The 17,675-nt window shown below is 32.7% G+C and carries 19 protein-coding genes; 15 read left to right on the top strand and 4 right to left on the bottom strand.

Annotated features, from left to right (window positions below):
• Positions 1 to 178 precede the first annotated feature (178 nt).
• From hemE to hemY, 3 genes are read left to right on the top strand one after another with little or no spacing between them, the layout of a single operon-like run.
• Positions 179 to 1,222 carry a uroporphyrinogen decarboxylase gene (hemE, locus tag BM319_RS18840; RefSeq protein ID WP_091024159.1) on the top strand — a complete coding sequence of 348 codons (1,044 nt, stop codon included), beginning with the start codon at positions 179 to 181 and terminating at the stop codon, positions 1,220 to 1,222.
• Positions 1,223 to 1,245: 23 nt separating this feature from the next.
• Complete coding sequence (gene hemH, locus BM319_RS18835) at positions 1,246 to 2,178, top strand: ferrochelatase (RefSeq protein ID WP_069032934.1); 933 nt, start codon at positions 1,246 to 1,248, stop codon at positions 2,176 to 2,178.
• Between the two features lie 27 nt (positions 2,179 to 2,205).
• Positions 2,206 to 3,627, top strand: coding sequence for a protoporphyrinogen oxidase (gene hemY / locus BM319_RS18830; protein WP_069032935.1), 1,422 nt, complete (start codon positions 2,206 to 2,208; stop codon positions 3,625 to 3,627).
• A gap of 142 nt (positions 3,628 to 3,769) precedes the next feature.
• Here hemY and yhfH read toward each other — a convergent pair whose 3' ends face one another.
• Positions 3,770 to 3,889 carry a protein YhfH gene (gene yhfH, locus BM319_RS18825; RefSeq protein ID WP_407920504.1) on the bottom strand — a complete coding sequence of 40 codons (120 nt, stop codon included), beginning with the start codon at positions 3,887 to 3,889 and terminating at the stop codon, positions 3,770 to 3,772.
• A gap of 192 nt (positions 3,890 to 4,081) precedes the next feature.
• Between yhfH and BM319_RS18820 the strand changes: the two genes are divergently transcribed.
• The 7 genes from BM319_RS18820 (at position 4,082) to BM319_RS18790 (ending at position 13,242) form a co-directional block, all read left to right on the top strand.
• On the top strand, positions 4,082 to 4,813 hold the full coding sequence (locus BM319_RS18820) for an MBL fold metallo-hydrolase (RefSeq protein WP_091024157.1): 732 nt from the start codon (positions 4,082 to 4,084) through the stop codon (positions 4,811 to 4,813).
• 13 nt (positions 4,814 to 4,826) lie between these two features.
• Positions 4,827 to 5,816 (top strand): lipoate--protein ligase, encoded by a 990-nt coding sequence (lplA, locus tag BM319_RS18815; protein ID WP_091024155.1) that lies wholly within the window; start codon positions 4,827 to 4,829, stop codon positions 5,814 to 5,816.
• Between the two features lie 148 nt (positions 5,817 to 5,964).
• Positions 5,965 to 7,497 (top strand): fatty acid--CoA ligase family protein, encoded by a 1,533-nt coding sequence (locus BM319_RS18810; protein ID WP_091024152.1) that lies wholly within the window; start codon positions 5,965 to 5,967, stop codon positions 7,495 to 7,497.
• A gap of 543 nt (positions 7,498 to 8,040) precedes the next feature.
• Positions 8,041 to 9,318, top strand: a complete 1,278-nt coding sequence (locus tag BM319_RS18805; RefSeq protein ID WP_069032939.1) for a M48 family metallopeptidase — start codon at positions 8,041 to 8,043, stop codon at positions 9,316 to 9,318.
• Positions 9,319 to 9,731: 413 nt separating this feature from the next.
• A complete protein-coding gene (gene aceB, locus BM319_RS18800) occupies positions 9,732 to 11,318 on the top strand; it encodes a malate synthase A (protein ID WP_091024150.1) in 1,587 nt (528 codons plus the stop codon).
• An 18-nt stretch (positions 11,319 to 11,336) separates the two neighbouring features.
• Positions 11,337 to 12,626: an isocitrate lyase gene (gene aceA, locus BM319_RS18795; RefSeq protein WP_091024148.1), complete on the top strand. Its 1,290-nt coding sequence runs from the start codon at positions 11,337 to 11,339 to the stop codon at positions 12,624 to 12,626.
• 292 nt (positions 12,627 to 12,918) lie between these two features.
• A complete protein-coding gene (locus tag BM319_RS18790) occupies positions 12,919 to 13,242 on the top strand; it encodes a competence protein ComK (protein ID WP_091024146.1) in 324 nt (107 codons plus the stop codon).
• Here the strand turns inward: BM319_RS18790 and BM319_RS18785 are convergent.
• From BM319_RS18785 to BM319_RS18775, 3 genes are all read right to left on the bottom strand, one after another.
• On the bottom strand, positions 13,168 to 14,610 hold the full coding sequence (locus tag BM319_RS18785; RefSeq protein WP_091024144.1) for a recombinase family protein: 1,443 nt from the start codon (positions 14,608 to 14,610) through the stop codon (positions 13,168 to 13,170). The two genes, BM319_RS18790 and BM319_RS18785, sit on opposite strands and share 75 nt — an antisense overlap.
• Positions 14,611 to 14,772: 162 nt before the next feature.
• Positions 14,773 to 15,444 (bottom strand): ImmA/IrrE family metallo-endopeptidase, encoded by a 672-nt coding sequence (locus BM319_RS18780; protein ID WP_091024142.1) that lies wholly within the window; start codon positions 15,442 to 15,444, stop codon positions 14,773 to 14,775.
• Entirely contained in the window at positions 15,441 to 15,782 is a 342-nt protein-coding gene (locus BM319_RS18775; RefSeq protein WP_091024140.1) for a helix-turn-helix domain-containing protein, read from the bottom strand. The genes BM319_RS18780 and BM319_RS18775 overlap by 4 nt, the downstream gene beginning before the upstream one ends.
• A gap of 194 nt (positions 15,783 to 15,976) precedes the next feature.
• Here BM319_RS18775 and BM319_RS18770 point away from each other — a divergent pair, with 194 nt between their 5' ends.
• The 5 genes from BM319_RS18770 (at position 15,977) to BM319_RS18760 (ending at position 17,675) form a co-directional block, all read left to right on the top strand.
• Positions 15,977 to 16,174 (top strand): helix-turn-helix transcriptional regulator, encoded by a 198-nt coding sequence (locus BM319_RS18770; protein WP_091024137.1) that lies wholly within the window; start codon positions 15,977 to 15,979, stop codon positions 16,172 to 16,174.
• Between the two features lie 143 nt (positions 16,175 to 16,317).
• Positions 16,318 to 16,455 (top strand): hypothetical protein, encoded by a 138-nt coding sequence (locus tag BM319_RS24825; protein ID WP_175495649.1) that lies wholly within the window; start codon positions 16,318 to 16,320, stop codon positions 16,453 to 16,455.
• On the top strand, positions 16,455 to 17,123 hold the full coding sequence (locus BM319_RS18765) for a Rha family transcriptional regulator (RefSeq protein ID WP_091024135.1): 669 nt from the start codon (positions 16,455 to 16,457) through the stop codon (positions 17,121 to 17,123). The genes BM319_RS24825 and BM319_RS18765 overlap by 1 nt, the downstream gene beginning before the upstream one ends.
• Before the next feature lie 65 nt (positions 17,124 to 17,188).
• Positions 17,189 to 17,338 carry a hypothetical protein gene (locus BM319_RS24820; RefSeq protein ID WP_175495648.1) on the top strand — a complete coding sequence of 50 codons (150 nt, stop codon included), beginning with the start codon at positions 17,189 to 17,191 and terminating at the stop codon, positions 17,336 to 17,338.
• 127 nt (positions 17,339 to 17,465) lie between these two features.
• Positions 17,466 to 17,675 (top strand): hypothetical protein, encoded by a 210-nt coding sequence (locus BM319_RS18760; RefSeq protein ID WP_091024133.1) that lies wholly within the window; start codon positions 17,466 to 17,468, stop codon positions 17,673 to 17,675.

Genomic DNA, 17,675 nt, shown 5'->3' with positions numbered 1-17,675 from the left:
CATATTTTGATATAATTTTTAATGGGAAAAGTCTGGTAGTAAAATAGGCCTATTAATTGAGAAAAATTGTAAAATCAGTGAACATTATGTGTCAAAATTCGAGTTTTCTATACAATTAATGGTTCAATCAGTATATTTAATAGTAGAGTTTGGAAAAGTGAAAGGGAGACTTTGAAGGATGAAAAAAGATTTTAACGATACATTTCTTAAAGCGATTAGAGGAGAAGAAGTAACGCATACACCAGTTTGGTATATGAGACAAGCAGGGCGTTCTCAGCCAGAATACCGAAAAATAAAAGAAAAATATTCTTTATTTGAAATTACTCATCAACCTGAATTATGCGCTTACGTAACAGCGCTTCCAGTAGACCAATATAATGTTGATGCAGCTATTTTATATAAAGATATTATGTCTCCACTTCCTGCAATTGGAGTAGACGTAGAAATTCAATCAGGAGTAGGACCGGTAATAAGCAATCCTATTCGTTCATTAGCAGATGTAAAAAAGTTAACTGATATTCATCCAGAAGAGCAACTTCCATATATCTATGAAACGATTAAATTATTAACAACAGAGGTTCTTTCTGTTCCATTAATTGGATTTGCAGGTGCACCTTTTACAGTTGCTAGTTATATGATCGAAGGTAGACCTTCTAGAAACTATAATAAAACCAAATCATTTATGTACGCAGAGCCAGAAGCATGGTTTGCTTTAATGGATCATTTAGCAGACATGACAATCAAATACGTAAAAGCACAAGTTAAAGCAGGGGCAAGTGCAATTCAATTATTTGATTCATGGGTTGGTGCTTTGAATGCAAATGATTATCGCATTTATATTAAACCTTGCATGGAAAAGATTTTTGCAGCACTTAAAGCAGACCATATTCCAACAACGATGTTTGGAATTGGAGCAAGCCATTTAATTCATGAATGGAATGAACTTCCTGTAGATGTAATTGGTCTTGATTGGAGAACTTCTATTGCTGAAGCTCGCTCTTTAGGGATTACGAAAACACTTCAAGGTAATTTAGATCCTGCATTTTTATTAGCACCATGGGAAGTTATTGAGAAACGTGCGAAAGAAATATTAGATGAGGGTATGGCAAATCCAGGTCATATTTTCAACTTAGGTCATGGGGTATTCCCTGAAGTAAATCCTGATACTCTTAAACGATTAACAAGTTTTGTACATGAGTATTCATCAAGGGTTAAAGCTTAATATAAAAGGACTATGGTGATGACATGAAAGAAAAAATCGGTTTATTAGTTATGGCTTACGGCACGCCATATAAAGAATCAGATATTGAGCGTTATTATACAGATATTCGTAGAGGTAGAAAGCCTTCACAAGAGGCGCTGGAAGAACTGACAGAACGATATCGTGCAATTGGAGGTATCTCTCCTTTAGCAAAAATAACAATTGAACAAGCAAAAGCATTAGAAGAAGATTTAAATAAGATCCAAGACAAAGTAGAATTCAAAATGTACATTGGATTGAAGCATATTGAACCATTCATTGAAGATGCAGTAGATGAAATGAAAAAAGATGGTATAACAAAAGCAGTTAGTATCGTACTTGCACCACATTATTCTACGTTTAGTGTAAAGTCATATAACGAACGTGCTACAAATCATTCAGAAAAAATTGACGGACCAACAATTATCCATGTAGATGATTGGTATAAAGAAGAACGATTTATTCAATATTGGGTTCGTGAAGTAGAAGCAATTCTTGAACCAATGAATGAAGAGCAACGTGTGAAAACGGCGTTTATTTTTTCAGCGCATAGTTTACCTGAAAAAATTCTTACTTATGGTGATCCATACCCAGAGCAACTTAAGGAAACTGCCGAGTTAGTCGTTCAGCAGTCTGATATTCGTCATTATTTTCTAGGATGGCAAAGTGCTGGTAACACACCAGACCCTTGGCTTGGACCTGATGTACAAGATTTAACACGTGAGTTAGATGAAAATTATGATTTTGAAACTTACGTCTACTTACCATTAGGATTTGTAAGTGAGCATTTAGAAGTACTGTACGATAATGATATAGAATGTAAACAAGTAACGGATGAAATTCAAAAAGCATATGTTCGTCCACCGATGCCTAATACGGATCCATTATTTATTAGTGGACTTAGTACGGTTGTATTAAGAAAATTAAACGAACAATAATATGGTTTTGAAATAGGAGGTAAAGAAGTGAATAAGAAGGTTGTCATTATTGGTGGCGGTATTACTGGATTGACATCTGCCTACTATTTAAAACAAGAAAAATTAAAAAATAATCTTCCAATTGATATTCAATTAATTGAAGGTTCTTCAAGGCTTGGAGGAAAAATCCAAACAATTCGAAAAGATGGATTTGTTATAGAGCGTGGCCCTGACTCATTTTTGGCAAGGAAAAAGAGTGCATATAGATTAGCTGAAAACTTAGGTATCCAAGATCAAATTGTTTTTAACTCTGCAGGAAAATCATATGTATTAGCCCATAATAAATTACATGGTATGCCAGAAGGTTCAAACATGGGGATTCCTACACAAATCAAGCCTTTTATTTTTTCGGGTCTATTTTCACCAGCAGGAAAAATCCGTGCAGGTTTAGATTTTGTTTTACCAAAAACGCATGTCCAAGGGGATATGTCACTAGGTAAATTTTTTAGAAGAAGACTAGGTAATGAAGTAGTTGAGAATCTAATTGAGCCCCTTTTATCAGGTATTTATTCAGGCGACATTGACCAAATGAGTTTAATGGCAACGTTCCCTCAATTCTTCCAAATTGAACAAAAACATCAAAGTATTGTTCTTGGTATGAAAAAAGAGATGCCTGTGAAGAAATCAAAAGGTCCGAGAAAAGGAATTTTCCAGACTGTAAGTACAGGTCTTCAAACAATTGTAGAACGAATTGAAGAAGAGTTAGATCAAGAGGAAGTTTTAAAAGGTGTACAAGTAGTTAATATAAATAAAATTGGAAAAAAATATGAGTTACTACTTAGCAATAATGAAAAGATCGAATCAGATTCAATCATCGTTACTGTACCTCATCGTTTCATTCCACAACTATTTAATAATAAACCTGTATTTGAGCCTTTCAAAAAAGTTCCTTCTACATCAGTCGCGAATGTTGCACTTGCATTTCCAGAGCATGCAATTAAGAAGGATATAAATGGTACAGGCTTTGTTGTTTCACGTAATAATGACTATAATATAACAGCATGTACTTGGACACATAAAAAATGGGCACATGCATGTCCAAAAGGTAAAGTTCTATTACGTTGTTACGTTGGACGACCTTACAATAAGGAAATAGTCGATAAGACGGATGAAGAACTTGTTGAAATTGTTTTAGAAGATTTAAGAAAAACGATGGATATCACTGAGAAACCAGAGTTTTATATTGTTTCAAGATGGAAAGATGCTATGCCTCAATATACGATTAATCATAAAGAGCGTACGAAAAATATGGAACAATATTTACAAAAAGAAATGCCTGGTGTATCGGTAATCGGTTGCTCATTTTATGGGTCCGGCTTACCAGACTGTATAGATCAAGGTGAAAAAGCAGTTTCAGATACAATTGAATACTTGTTCTCACATGAAGAACAAGCTGTTCGGAGCTATTAAGGCTTTTAAAACAATTAGTAAAGAATAGAGCAACCAAAAAAGTAGATCGATACTTTTAGGTTGCTCTTTTTATTATGTTTCTGTACTAATACTATGTTTAATAATTTCGTTAAGAAAAATTGCTGATCCTAAAAGACTTCACTTAAAAACTATCTTTTAAGCAATTTGAACAAGTGTTACTGTAGCAATCATGTTGTTCTTCAATCGTCGAATTACAGTGTTTACATAATTTCTTTGGTAATAGTTTCAAAAATTCGGACATTTTTACAAGCATGTTACCATCTCCTTTAGTTAACTTATTAGTATTGTATTACTACAACTTATTTTGTGTCAATCTGTATTAGTACAATTTTTAAAAAATAATCTAAACGCCTATTTTTTTAAAACAGTATGGACAAGCTTATAAATTTAAATTTTCATAGAAATAATAAGTATAAAGGAGTGTGTTTGTTTTATGAAAGTAACCGTTATTGGTTATTGGGGCGGCTATCCAGGTAAAGGTGAAGCAACTTCATGTTATTTATTTAAATCCAAAAATTTTAATCTATTGGTTGATTGTGGTTCAGGAGCATTAGCTACATTACAAAATTTCATAGATCCTAATAGCTTAAATGCTGTAATCCTGTCACATTATCATCATGATCATATTGCAGATATAGGAGTACTACAATACTTCAAACTTGTAAATGCTGGAAAGGATAAGTTTGCTTTACCTATATACGGACATAACTTTGATAATGTAAAATTTAATTCGTTAACATATAAAGAAGCAACAAAAGGATATGAATATCATCCAAATGAAGCTCTCGACCTAGGTCCATTTACGATCCGATTTATTAAGACAGTTCATCCTGTAGATTGTTTTGCCATGCGAATTGAAACAGCAACTCACTCAGTAGTTTATACAGCTGATTCAAGCTTTACAGAAGACTTCATACCGTTTTCTTCCAACGCGGATTTGCTTATAAGTGATTGTAATCTGTTTGAAAATCAAGATGGAGCTAAAGTGGGTCATATGAGCAGCAAAGATGCAGCAACAATTGCAAATGAGGCGAATGTAAAAGAATTATTATTATCACATCTACCTCATAGCGGAAATACAAAAGATTTAATAAATGAAGCCCAAAAGTATTATAATGGACTTGTTCATTTAGCTTATACAGGATTTGAATGGAAATCGAAATGATAGGAGGATACACATGCTATTTTTAGATAATAGGGGAATAACGGATCCAACATTAAATTTAGCGATGGAAGAATATGCGCTAAAAAACCTAGATCCTGAAAATACATACTTTTTATTTTATATTAATGAACCATCAATCATTATTGGTAAAAATCAAAATACAGCCGAGGAGATTAATGCTTCATATGTAAATGAACATAATATTCATGTAGTACGTAGATTATCTGGCGGTGGAGCGGTATATCATGATTTAGGAAATCTTAACTTTAGTTTTATTACAAAAGATGATGGTGACAGCTTTCATAATTTTAGAAAGTTTACTGAGCCGGTAATCGAGGCATTAAAGGAACTCGGTGTGAATGCTGAACTAAGTGGGAGAAATGATATATTAGCAGAAGGTAGGAAAATCTCAGGTAATGCACAATTTTCTACTAAAGGTAGAATGTTTAGCCACGGTACATTATTATTTGATAGTGATATAGATGAAGTTGTCAATGCATTAAACGTAAAGCTAGAAAAAATCCAATCTAAAGGAATTAAATCAGTCCGAAGTAGAGTCGCGAACATTAAGGAATTTTTAAAAGACGATTTAACAATCCTAGAATTTAAAGATTTAATTTTACAATCTATTTTTAAAGAACATGGAAAAATAGAACGATACGAATGGACAGATGAGGATTTAAAAAATATTAAAGAACTTGCTGAAAGTAGATACCGAAATTGGGATTGGAATTTTGGGAAATCTCCTAAATGCAATATTCAACAAAGTAAAAGATTTACAGCTGGTTCAATTGACATTCGTCTAGATGTAAACAAAGGAATCATTGAGAACGTTAAAATTTATGGTGACTTCTTTGGGGTAGGGGATGTGTCTGATATAGAACAGCTTCTGATTGGTAGTAAATTTGATCAACAAGAGATTGAAAATAAACTAAATGAAGTAAATTTTACCCATTACTTTGGTAATGTAACGAAAGAAGAATTTATGAGTTTATTATTTTAAAAAAGGAGTAGGGAACTACTCTTTTTTTGTTTGTTAAAAAATTAGAAGTCTAAAAAGTGCTAGTTTTCTCACTTGTCAGAATTGTATTCTAGCAATATAATATATTTAGAATATTTTAAATTTTTATATTTAAAGGGGGTAGTTTTTATTGAATTTAGTTGAAACACTGTCACAATCAGCTTTAAGGCATCCTGAACATTCTGCTATTATCTTTGAAGGGCAGACATTTTCATACTCAAGACTTGAGGCTTATATTACAAAATTTGCGAGTGGCCTCTCAAAATTAGGGATTGAAAAAGGAGATAAAGTAGCTCTAGTTGTTGGTAATTCTCCTCATTTTATTATAGCACTATATGGTGCCCTGAAGGTTGGAGCGGCTGTAATACCGGTCAATCCTCTATATGCACCAGATGAATTAGTATACATATTAACAAACGGCGACGCAAAAGCAGTTATCACCTTAGACTTATTTCTTCCACTAGTAGAAAAAGCTTCACCGATTCTTCCTAATATCGATCACTTCATTATTTGTGAAACAAAACAAGAAAATCCTTATGAATTTGAGAACAATAAATTGAAATCGTTTACAAATGTAGTTGGACTTGGAGATATAGACTTCAAAGGACCTGCATTACATGAAGATGATTTAGCAGTCATTTTATATACTTCTGGTACAACAGGAAAACCAAAAGGAGCTATGTTAACGCATAAAAACTTATATTCGAATGCTATGGATGCTGGACACTTCTTAAGTTTTTCAAATACAGAAAAGGTTATTGCAACTTTACCAGCTTTCCATGTATTTTGTTTAACTGTAGCTTTAAACGCGCCTTTAATGTATGGAGCTACTGTTATTTTAGTGCCTAAATTTAGCCCAAAAGAAATATTTGATATTATTCGTACATACAAAGCAACTGTATTTGCAGGTGTGCCGACAATGTATAATTTCTTATATCAATTCCCTGAAGGAAAGACAGAAGACTTTGAGTCAATCCGACTATGCGTTTCAGGTGGTTCATCTTTGCCGGTTGCATTATTAGAGAATTTTGAGAAGAAATTTAAAGTTATTATTTCTGAAGGTTATGGATTATCAGAAGCCTCACCTGTTACGACGTTTAATCCATTAGACCGTCCTAGAAAAGCAGGATCAATTGGGACAAATATTAGCAATGTAGAAAATAAAGTTGTAAATGCTCTTGGTGAAGAAGTAGCAGTTGGTGAAGTGGGTGAATTAATCGTCCGTGGACCAAATATAATGAAAGGCTATTATAATATGCCAGAAGAAACGGCAATGACCATTCGAGATGGCTGGTTATATACTGGTGACCTAGCAAGAATTGACGAAGATGGTTATTTCTATATCGTCGATCGAAAAAAAGAATTGATTCTTGTTGGCGGCTATAATGTATACCCTCGTGAGGTCGAAGAGGTAATTTACAATCATCCAGATGTTGTTGAATGTGCGGTGATTGGGCTACCAGACGATAATTTTGGAGAAAGTGTAAAAGCCTATGTTGTTTCAAAAAATCCATCATTAAGTGTGGAAACCTTGGCAGAGTACTGCAAGGCGCACTTAGCAAAATATAAAGTACCAAGATCAATAGAGTTCATTCCGGAGCTACCAAAAAATGCAACTGGTAAAATACTTAGAAGAGCATTGAAAGATTCCGTTAGACAATAAATCGTGGTATAGAGGAGAGAGCACTTTTTGATGCTCTCTCTTTTTGCATTGGAAATTAGTACATAAAATCTAAATTGCAAATAAACAAGTAAATACTGCAAATAAAAGGCAACTGCAAATAAAAATAGGAAATCTGCAAATAAAATTATTAAAACTGCAAATAAAAATAGTAAATCTGCAATAAAAATTGTCAAAACAGCAATTAAAATCAAGAAAACCGCAATTAAGATAAACGATAACCCATACCAGTAAAGGTATTACACATTAAAAATGGGACATAAGTTGATCCTTTCAAATGAAAATCTAGCAAATAGCAATAATTCTTCTAAAATTAAATGAATTGATACAGGACTATTCATCACCTAACTCTGAAAGAATATAACTCAAACTTTCACCCAAGAACTGGACGAATCTTTGTACGTCTGATAAAGGACACATCTTTAATTTAATAGAGCATAAGAGAAAGAAGTATTTAAAAAATATAATAGGTTGAAGTTCTAAAAAATTGGACAAAGTTGATAATATAGAATGGGGGGAGATTTTATGAAAAAAGCAACTAAATCTAAATTAACAAAATTCATCTGTCTAGGTTATCTCATTTATATCATTTTAGTCCTGTTATACTTTTATGTTTTTACGACTTCTGACCTACCTTCAAAATATAAAGGAACATTCGTTGATCCACATACATTCATGAATCATAAGGAAGCTAATTTAAGCTCTAGTTATAGCACTTTAAAAAATGTACTTTACTTTATTAGCTTACCAATTGATTGGATTGTATTATCACTTTTATTATTAAGTGGATCAATTGAAAGATTAGGTGACTCATTATCTAAATTGACTAGATTTAAGTTTATACAAGTTTTTTTATATTTCTTCTTTGTATCGGTCGCTACATATATCGTTTCATTTCCAATTGATTTATATCGTTTTAAATTATCGACGAAATACGGATTATCTGTTCAATCATTTAATGCGTGGATGAAGGATGAAATGATTAGTTTTTGGATAAATTTTGCAATGATGTTTTTTGTAATGTATGTTGTATATTTATTAATCAAGAAACAACCAAAGAAATGGTGGCTAACTGCATGGCTATTAAGTATTCCTTTTACGATTTTCTTAACGTTTATTCAGCCTGTAGTAATTGATCCCTTATATAATGATTTTTATCCACTAAAAGATAAAAATTTAGAAAAGAAAATTATTACCCTTGCTAAAGAAGCAAATATTCCTGCACATCGGGTATATGAAGTAAATATGTCCACTAAGACAACTACATATAATGCATATGTTACTGGTATAGGTAAAAACGCTAGGATTGTATTATGGGATACAACTCTCAAAGGGCTTACTGAAGATGAAATTATGTTCATCATGGCGCATGAAATGTCACATTACGTCCATAAAGACATCTATAAATCAATGTTTGGTATATTAGCAGGTAGTTTAGTCGGTCTATATATCATTCATTTATTAATGAAGTATGTACTATCAAAGAGTAGGAGCAGTCATTCAAACGAAAAAATGGCGGTCATCCTAACCTTATTTTTAATCATTAGTGGAATTGTAAGCTTTATTTCTGATCCGATATCAAATGCATTTTCTAGAAGTGCCGAGAAAAGAGCAGATTTATATGCAGTTAAGCTAACACATGATCCAGAGGCAGGGATTATAGCGTTTCAAAAGTTATCCAAAAACAGTTTGTCTCAAGTAAATCCACCATTTTTAGTGAAATTGTTTAGATATGATCATCCGACAATGTTGGAAAGAATGCAGTATTTAGAAGCTGCTGAAAAAAGAAACAATAATAAATAGATTAAAATTAGCTTGTAGATTGATTGGTATTGTACCAATATCTACAAGCTTTTTTTGTATTATAGAAAAGCCCTTCATTTGTCTTAATTATAAATAGGATCAACACTATAAATGTGTCATATTCATTTATTATACTTTTACTAAACTTTATTAAAGACAATGGGTGGGACCTCTCGATTTAAATAAAATAATTTGGGTATCAGTGGATTACCGAGATAAGATAGACACTCGTCTAAAAACATCCTTAAGGGGTGTTTTTTTAAATAATTAATATAAACATCCATTATTTAAATAGTTGAGCTGTCGAAAATTCTTTTGGAAATATTTTCAGAATTTAATATCAAATCCGAATATACTGTTATATAATAACATAAGTAAACAATATCTGTTATATAACTGAATGGAGGGATCATATGACAACTGAACTTTCAAAAATCAAAGTTTTAGGTAATCATGTAGAGGGTTCAACTGACATTCTTACGACCGAAGCATTAAGTTTTTTAGAGCAATTACATCTGAAATTTGATCAACGTAGAAAACAGCTGTTATTAAACAGAAAAGAAAGAATGAGTTTTTTACAAAATGGGGGTAAGCTCCAATTTTTAAAAGAGACAAAACACATTCGTGAAAGTGAATGGACAATTGCACCTATTCCAGCGGATTTACAAGATCGAAGAGTAGAGATAACAGGACCAGTTGATCGAAAAATGATTATTAATGCATTGAATTCTGATGCGTTTGTTTTCATGGCTGATTTTGAAGATGCTACTTCTCCAACTTGGGAAAATATCATTTCAGGTCAGGTTAATTTAAGAGATGCTGTGAACCGAACAATTTCACTTCATTCAAATGGAAAAACATATAAGTTAAAAGAGAAGCCAGCTGTACTATTAGTACGACCAAGAGGCTGGCATTTAGAAGAAAAACATATCACTGTAAATGGTGAAAATATGTCTGGTAGCTTAGTAGATTTTGGACTTTATTTCTTTCATAATGCGAAACAAGCAATAGAAAACGGCTCAGGACCTTATTTTTATTTACCAAAAATGGAAAGTTATTTGGAAGCAAGACTATGGAATGATGTTTTTTTATTTGCTCAAAATGAATTGAATATACCTGTTGGAACGATTAAAGCAACTGTATTAATCGAAACAATTGCAGCTTCATTTGAAATGGATGAAATACTTTATGAATTAAAGGATCATTCAGCAGGATTTAATTGCGGCAGATGGGATTATATTTTTAGCTTTATCAAAATGATGCGATACGACAAATCAATTATTTTACCTGATCGATCTGTTGTGACGATGGAAGTACCTTTTATGCGTTCATATTCTCAAAAAGTTATTCAAACTTGTCATCGTAGAAATGCTCCAGCAATTGGAGGAATGGCAGCTCAAATTCCAATTAAAGATGATAAAGAGCGAAATGATGTTGCGTTTGAGAAGGTAAGAAAAGATAAAGAGCGTGAAGCAAAGGATGGACACGATGGTACTTGGGTAGCTCATCCTGGTTTAGTAGCTGTAGCTCTTGAACAGTTTAATCGATATATGCCTACACCAAACCAGATTCATAGAAAACGTGAGGATGTTAATGTAACGGAGGCCGATCTTTTAGAGATTCCTAGTGGGGTTATTACTGAACAAGGTCTCAGAACAAATATAACAGTTGCGATTCAATATATTGAAGCATGGATAAGTGGTCGAGGTGCGGTGCCGCTATACAATTTAATGGAGGATGCTGCGACTGCTGAAATTTCGCGTGCGCAAATTTGGCAATGGGTGCGTCATGAAAAAGGTGTATTAGAGGATGGTACAAACATTACTTTACAGTTAGTGGATTCATTAAAAAATGAAGAAATGATGAAGCTTCAACTAGAAATTGGGAAAGAACAATTTGAAGCAAAACGATTTAATGAAGCAATTGAATTATTTGATGAGTTAATTAGCAAAGATGAATTTGCTGACTTTCTGACTTTAAAAGGATATAACTTTTTATAAAATTAGGAGGAATTGAATATGACGAAAAATCGTGAAAAGCGTATTGCTGAATTACAAGAAAGCTGGGAGCTTGATTCTAGATGGAATGGCATTACAAGAACATACACTGCTGAAGATGTAATTAAATTAAGAGGATCAATCGATATTGAACAAACACTGGCAAAAAAAGGCGCGGAAAAATTATGGAAGCTTTTAAATGAAGAAAGTTATGTTAATGCACTTGGAGCATTAACTGGAAATCAAGCAATCCAACAAGTAAAAGCAGGTTTGAAGGCTATTTATTTAAGTGGTTGGCAAGTAGCTGCTGATGCGAATCTTTCCGGTCAAATGTATCCAGATCAAAGCTTATATCCGGCAAATTCTGTACCAGCAGTTGTAAAACGAATTAATCAGGCTTTCCAACGTGCAGATCAAATTCAATATGTTGAAGGTGGAGAAGAAATCGACTACTTCGCACCGATTATGGCAGATGCAGAGGCTGGCTTCGGTGGGCAATTAAATGTATTTGAACTAATGAAAAGTATGATCGAAGCGGGAGCAGCAGGTGTACATTTTGAAGATCAATTGTCTTCGGAGAAAAAATGTGGCCATTTAGGTGGGAAAGTATTATTACCAACACAAACGGCGGTTCGTAACTTAATCTCTGCGCGTTTAGCAGCGGATGTAATGGGAGTCCCTACACTTATTGTTGCACGAACTGATGCAGATGCAGCAGATTTAATTACAAGTGATATTGATCCAGTCGACAAACAATTTATTACAGGTGAAAGAACACCTGAAGGTTTTTATCGTACGAAAGCGGGGTTAGATCAAGCAATTGCTCGTGGTCTTGCTTATGCACCGTATGCAGACTTAGTTTGGTGTGAGACGTCAGAGCCAAACCTAGAAGATGCAAAACGTTTTGCAGACGCTATTCATGCTAAATTCCCAGGTAAATTACTAGCTTATAACTGTTCACCTTCATTTAACTGGAAGAAGAAACTAGATGACGAAACAATCGAGACATTCCAACAACAAATTGCAGCAATGGGTTATAAATTCCAATTCGTTACCCTTGCTGGTTTCCACGCGTTAAACTTTGGCATGTTTGAATTAGCTAGAAATTACAAAGATCGTGGAATGGGAGCATATTCAGAACTTCAACAAGCTGAATTTGCAAGTGAACAATTTGGATACACTGCAACAAGACATCAACGCGAAGTTGGAACAGGATATTTTGATCAAGTAGCTCAAATTATTACTGGAGGAACTTCTTCAACAACAGCTCTTAAAGGCTCTACTGAAGAACAACAATTTTCATCTAATTAATTAGTAAAAAACCACTTTTTTCACTTGTGAGAAAGGTGGTTTTTCTATTGGCTTTTATCCTAAAATTTAGTAAACAATGACACTTTTGTTAAAGTATTTAAAAAATGATTTTACAAATAAAGATTTATGATATTATTTCTCTAACATCAATGTTGCTACTATACTTCATGTTAAAAATTTCTTTATCTGATGTTGTTAAACTTAATTGTTGGTCTTAAATTAACTTTAAAAAATATTCTTGAAGCCAACAAAATTTAACATTTCAATACTAATAACAGAAGGAGTTGTAAAGATGAATCATGTGAAAGGACAAGTTAAAGTATTAAATGAGTACGAGATTAATAAGTCAACAATGGCAATCATTCCGGAATTTACGGTCGATTTAGTTGTGATTTCAAAGGTATACGAAACAGATGATAATTTTTATGTTTTAATGAAACCGATTGAAATTATTGAAAGAAGCTGTGCTTACTTCGGAAGTAGTTACCGGGGACTAAAGCTAGTAATAGACCTAAATAAAAATATTAATATAAATAGAACATCAATTAAATTCAATGCTCTCTATAAAGAATTCATATCTAGTCTTTTTTCCAGGTTTTCTAACAACTACAAATGACTTTACCAAAATATTAACTAGTGTTTTCTTCTCATAATCGGTCATATCGTACCAATTTTCTTTTATATTTAATAAAATCTCTTGGATTTCTTCATTTGAATGTAATTCAATTGGTGTAGCCACATTACTTAGTTTTTCCTTTAAATATTTCTCTTTGTCATTTTCTTCTTTCATTCGTTCGGTAAATTCTTTATCATTAATATGATCATTTGCCCAAGCGAATTGCCATTTCTTTCTACGTTTAACGATTGATTTCAATTCTTGTTCAATTTCTGCTCTTTCATCTAAGATTGGAGTGGAATCTAATGAGCTGCTAACTTGATTCATTGTTTCATTAACTTCATCATAATATTTTATGTTACCTACATAATCTAAAAACAATGCTTCGACAATCTTGTCTGAAACGTTCATGTTGCATTCTTTAAAATACCTAGCTCTACAACGATAGTTTTTATATGTTTTCTTTCCTGTTTTAATTGTAGATGTAATTTTACTTCCAACTAAAGCTCTTCCACATATACCACATCTTAAAGTGCCAGAAAATACATAATCACTAGTTGCTTGTCTTGGATGTTTGGGTTTTCTCATATCAATATGAAGCTGAACTTTATCCCATACTTCTTCTGGTATGATAGCAGGAACTGCTTTATCTACTTCGAAATAATTTTCTGTATTTTTCCCCCACCATAATGAACCTTTATAAAGTGGATTACGTATGATTCTAAATATTGCATTATCATTCCACACTATACCAGGTGCATTATCTTTTATCATATTTAAACATATTTTGTTAGTGCTTAAACCTTCTAGATATTGATTGTAGATTTTTTGCACTACTTTTGCTTCTTCTGGAATGATCGTTAATTCTCCAGTTGCATTATCTAATGAATAACCAAATGGTTTAACATGAGCAGCATACTTACCTTGTCTAACTTTTTCCTCTAATCCTATTTTGATTCGTTCACCAGTATTTTCGCGCTCCCATTGAGCAAGTGCAGCTACAATGGTTATAAATAGTCTACCCATTGCTGTTGTAGTATCATAAACTTCTGTAGCTGATTTGAATTTACAATCATGCTTATCAAAATGTTCTAGTAATTTATATAAATCCAATACAGATCGTGTTAAACGATCTAGACGGAATACTAATACACATTCAATTAAACCCATTTCAATGTGTTCGTTCATTCTTATTAATTCTGGTCTTTCCATATTTTTTGCAGAAATACCTTCATCTACATAAAAACCAACAATTTCCCAATCTTGGGAATCACAATATGCTTGTAATCGGTTCTTTTGTGCTTGGATAGAATAACCTTCTTGAGCTTGTTCCTCTGTAGAAACACGGACGTATATTGCAGTTTTCATTGCACCAATCCCTTTTCAAATTTTCTTTATTTTTTATTAACGATATTTTGTTATTAACTTGTTGTTAGATAAAAGCTAATTTAATTTCAAATTACTTTCTTTTTCCCTTTAACACGCAAGGATAGTACATATGTTCTGTTTTATTTAGTAAAAAAATGACTACTAATTAGTCTTGGATAATTCTATTGATTCTTCTTCATAAAAATCATCATCTAAAGTTGTTCCCGAATAAAAACCTTCTGTATATTCCTGATAAGTAGTGTTGTTAACTCTGTATCTAAGTTTTTTATAGTAGTAAGGAAAATACAGCATTAGTTCTTCATTGTTTTTTAATATATTTTTTTCAATTAATCTATTTATCAATGCTTCTTTAGAAACCCCAAATAACTTAGTGATCGCATTCACTTTGTTATATTGCGGGTACAATTTCCAATAGTGCTTTAACCATTTATAAGGCATCAGAAGTTCAGCAGCAAAAATATGAGCTTCCCTTTCAATGATTGCATGTTCGAAATCTGACAAATCATCTATATTAAAGGTTTCTAAATGTCTTAATTTGATGTGTCCTAATTCATGTGCAAAGGTCCAATTTGTTCTACCTTCACATTTAGATGGATTAATAAAAATAACTGGTTTTTTCAAACCAGGTCTATTGTATATCAATCCATCTTCAATAACTTCTGAATACTTTATTTTAAAATGTTGACCAAGTAGAGTTCTTACATCTACTGGTGGATGTAGTATATTCATGTCTAGTAAAGTTTTATTTGCTAATTCTTTAATCAAATCACAACGTACATACATTTCCCCGTCACCCTTTTTAAACTTTATCAATCTTCATCTTCATCTTCGTCTAATAAAGCTTCAATCATTCGAATCATTCTTGCTTTTTCTTTAGGTGACAGCTTTTTGTTTGCTCTTTGAAGTATTTGTACACCTTCAATCCAATCTAAATCATCTATAGTATTAACTGTTTGCGAGTCTACTCCTAACAAGTAATCTGTTGAAACTTCAAATACTTTTGCTAAATCAGTTAACATTTCATTAGATGGTGTGCTGTAACCAGTTTCGTAATTCGAAATTGTAGTCTTTTTGGTGTTAACCTTTTTAGCAAGTTGATCTTGAGTTAGTTTACTTCTTTTTCTCAATTCTTTCAGTCTCTCTGATAACATGACATCTCCCTCCTTTTAGGTGATTATCCAAGGTATAAGGACCGAGTACAAGTAAATTGTACTTCATTACTAAATAAAATGAAATATAGTACAAGAAAATTGTGATATTATTGTTGACATCCAAGTAACTTGGATTTATAGTAAAGGTATGGAATCCAAGTTACTTGGACAATGGGTTCAGAAAGGAGGATAACATGGAAAAGAATCATGCTTTAATTTTGGCCAGAAAAAGAAAAGGTTATACGCAAAAACAACTGGCAGATTTTCTTGAAAGAGAAAAAACGACTGTTTCAAATTGGGAGAATGGCTATTCAAAGCCAATGTTATCAGATGCTTTTAAATTAGCAGAGATTCTAGAAACATCAATAGAGTCACTTTTTTTTACAGGTTAAGTCCAAGAAACTCATACATATTCCAGGAGGAACAATATGAAGAATCAACCTTCGAAAGAAGCTTTAAGGTTAATGATTTTACACATGGCTAGTACTTCGCTTCCAAGAATATTAGCTAAAAAAGAAAAGAAAGGAGCTTGATTATGCTTTCTTTATACGGTATGGGTCTGTTAATCGCTGGTGGCTTTACAGGAATCTTGATTGTAGTAGCATCTGGTCCACAATGGCTTAAAGATAAATTCACATCTTTTTTATGGGAACCAGGGGAGGATGAAATTTAATGAGTACTTTGCAAGTAGTTAATCACAACGGAGTAAATGTTATTAGTTCGGTAGAAGTTTCGGAAATGGTTGGGAGAGATCATAGCGATTTAATGAAATCAATTCGTAAGTATGCAGAAACGCTTCACTCGGCAAATCTTCCTAGTGAAAATTTCTTTTTATCAAGTGAATACCTAAATTCAAGAAAACAAAAACAACCATGTTTCTTACTTACTAAAAAAGGTTGCGATATGGTAGCAAATAAAATGACTGGTGAAAAAGGAATCTTATTCACAGCAGCTTATGTAGATAAATTTCATGAAATGGAAAAGGTAGTAACTCAACTATTACCACCAATGACACCATTACGAATGATCCATACCATGACAAATGAAATGATGAAACAAGATGAAAGATTAGTTTCATTAGAAGAAAAGGTGAACAACCAACTTACATTAGATTTCGGCCAACAAAGAATGGTCCAAAACGCTAAAAATAAGCGAGTTTATCAATTATGGAATAACGGAACAATTAACAAAGATATTTTAGATACTGTTCCAAAAGTTCATGCTGCTATTGGTAGAGATTTAAAAAATGCTTTTGCTGTAAATAGTTTTAGAGATATTCGCAAACATGAGTACGAAGAAGCGATCAATTACATAAATGCTTGGAGAGCTAGCTTAGTTTAAATTTTAGATCCTTCGCGAAATTTGATGATTGAAAACTGTCATAACTTTGAAGGGGGGTGAAGACAATGGAAATCGTCGGTGAATGCATAGGATGTAAAGAAAACATCTATAAAGGTGATGAAATACTTAGACATCCAAATGGTGAAAAGATTCATGATAATAACGATTGTTTTGAAGAGTACATTCGTGAAATTTGTTTTAGTACAAATGCATAAAAAACAGCTAACCAAAGGTCAGCCATTTAATAAAGCGTAGGAACTTTAATTATATGCGTTGACTCCTGGAATATGCAATAGGAGGGAGAAAATTGGAAGAGGTTATGTATACGATGAAAACTATCGAATGCAATATCATCCAGAATTCCATCAGAAGCATGGCAAAAACTTCACTGAAGACGAGCTTGAGTATCTATGTAAATACTACGAAGCTGACGATCTACAGACGGTAGCTTTTGCACTTGAAAAAACTGAAGCAGCTATTCAAATGAAAGTCAGTAATTTAAGAAAATCAGGACTGTTCGAGTTCTATAAAAATAGAGGTTTTTACTACTAA

This window comes from Bacillus sp. UNCCL81, from assembly GCF_900112535.1.
In the GTDB taxonomy this organism is placed as follows: Bacteria; Bacillota; Bacilli; order Bacillales; family Bacillaceae_G; genus Gottfriedia; species Gottfriedia luciferensis_B.
The sequence above is the reverse complement of the archived record's forward strand: the minus strand, read 5'-3'. Positions and strand labels throughout refer to the sequence as shown.

What these genes read in the sequence shown, in the direction of transcription:
- hemE (WP_091024159.1), top strand. Translation starts at nt 179, where the DNA reads ATGAAAAAAGATTTTAACGATACATTTCTTAAAGCGATTAGAGGAGAA.
- hemH (WP_069032934.1), top strand. Translation starts at nt 1,246, where the DNA reads ATGAAAGAAAAAATCGGTTTATTAGTTATGGCTTACGGCACGCCATAT.
- yhfH (WP_407920504.1), bottom strand. Translation starts at nt 3,889, where the DNA reads ATGTCCGAATTTTTGAAACTATTACCAAAGAAATTATGTAAACACTGT.
- BM319_RS18820 (WP_091024157.1), top strand. Translation starts at nt 4,082, where the DNA reads ATGAAAGTAACCGTTATTGGTTATTGGGGCGGCTATCCAGGTAAAGGT.
- lplA (WP_091024155.1), top strand. Translation starts at nt 4,827, where the DNA reads ATGCTATTTTTAGATAATAGGGGAATAACGGATCCAACATTAAATTTA.
- BM319_RS18805 (WP_069032939.1), top strand. Translation starts at nt 8,041, where the DNA reads ATGAAAAAAGCAACTAAATCTAAATTAACAAAATTCATCTGTCTAGGT.
- aceB (WP_091024150.1), top strand. Translation starts at nt 9,732, where the DNA reads ATGACAACTGAACTTTCAAAAATCAAAGTTTTAGGTAATCATGTAGAG.
- aceA (WP_091024148.1), top strand. Translation starts at nt 11,337, where the DNA reads ATGACGAAAAATCGTGAAAAGCGTATTGCTGAATTACAAGAAAGCTGG.
- BM319_RS18790 (WP_091024146.1), top strand. Translation starts at nt 12,919, where the DNA reads ATGAATCATGTGAAAGGACAAGTTAAAGTATTAAATGAGTACGAGATT.
- BM319_RS18785 (WP_091024144.1), bottom strand. Translation starts at nt 14,610, where the DNA reads ATGAAAACTGCAATATACGTCCGTGTTTCTACAGAGGAACAAGCTCAA.
- BM319_RS18775 (WP_091024140.1), bottom strand. Translation starts at nt 15,782, where the DNA reads ATGTTATCAGAGAGACTGAAAGAATTGAGAAAAAGAAGTAAACTAACT.
- BM319_RS18770 (WP_091024137.1), top strand. Translation starts at nt 15,977, where the DNA reads ATGGAAAAGAATCATGCTTTAATTTTGGCCAGAAAAAGAAAAGGTTAT.
- BM319_RS24825 (WP_175495649.1), top strand. Translation starts at nt 16,318, where the DNA reads ATGCTTTCTTTATACGGTATGGGTCTGTTAATCGCTGGTGGCTTTACA.
- BM319_RS18765 (WP_091024135.1), top strand. Translation starts at nt 16,455, where the DNA reads ATGAGTACTTTGCAAGTAGTTAATCACAACGGAGTAAATGTTATTAGT.
- BM319_RS24820 (WP_175495648.1), top strand. Translation starts at nt 17,189, where the DNA reads ATGGAAATCGTCGGTGAATGCATAGGATGTAAAGAAAACATCTATAAA.
- BM319_RS18760 (WP_091024133.1), top strand. Translation starts at nt 17,466, where the DNA reads ATGCAATATCATCCAGAATTCCATCAGAAGCATGGCAAAAACTTCACT.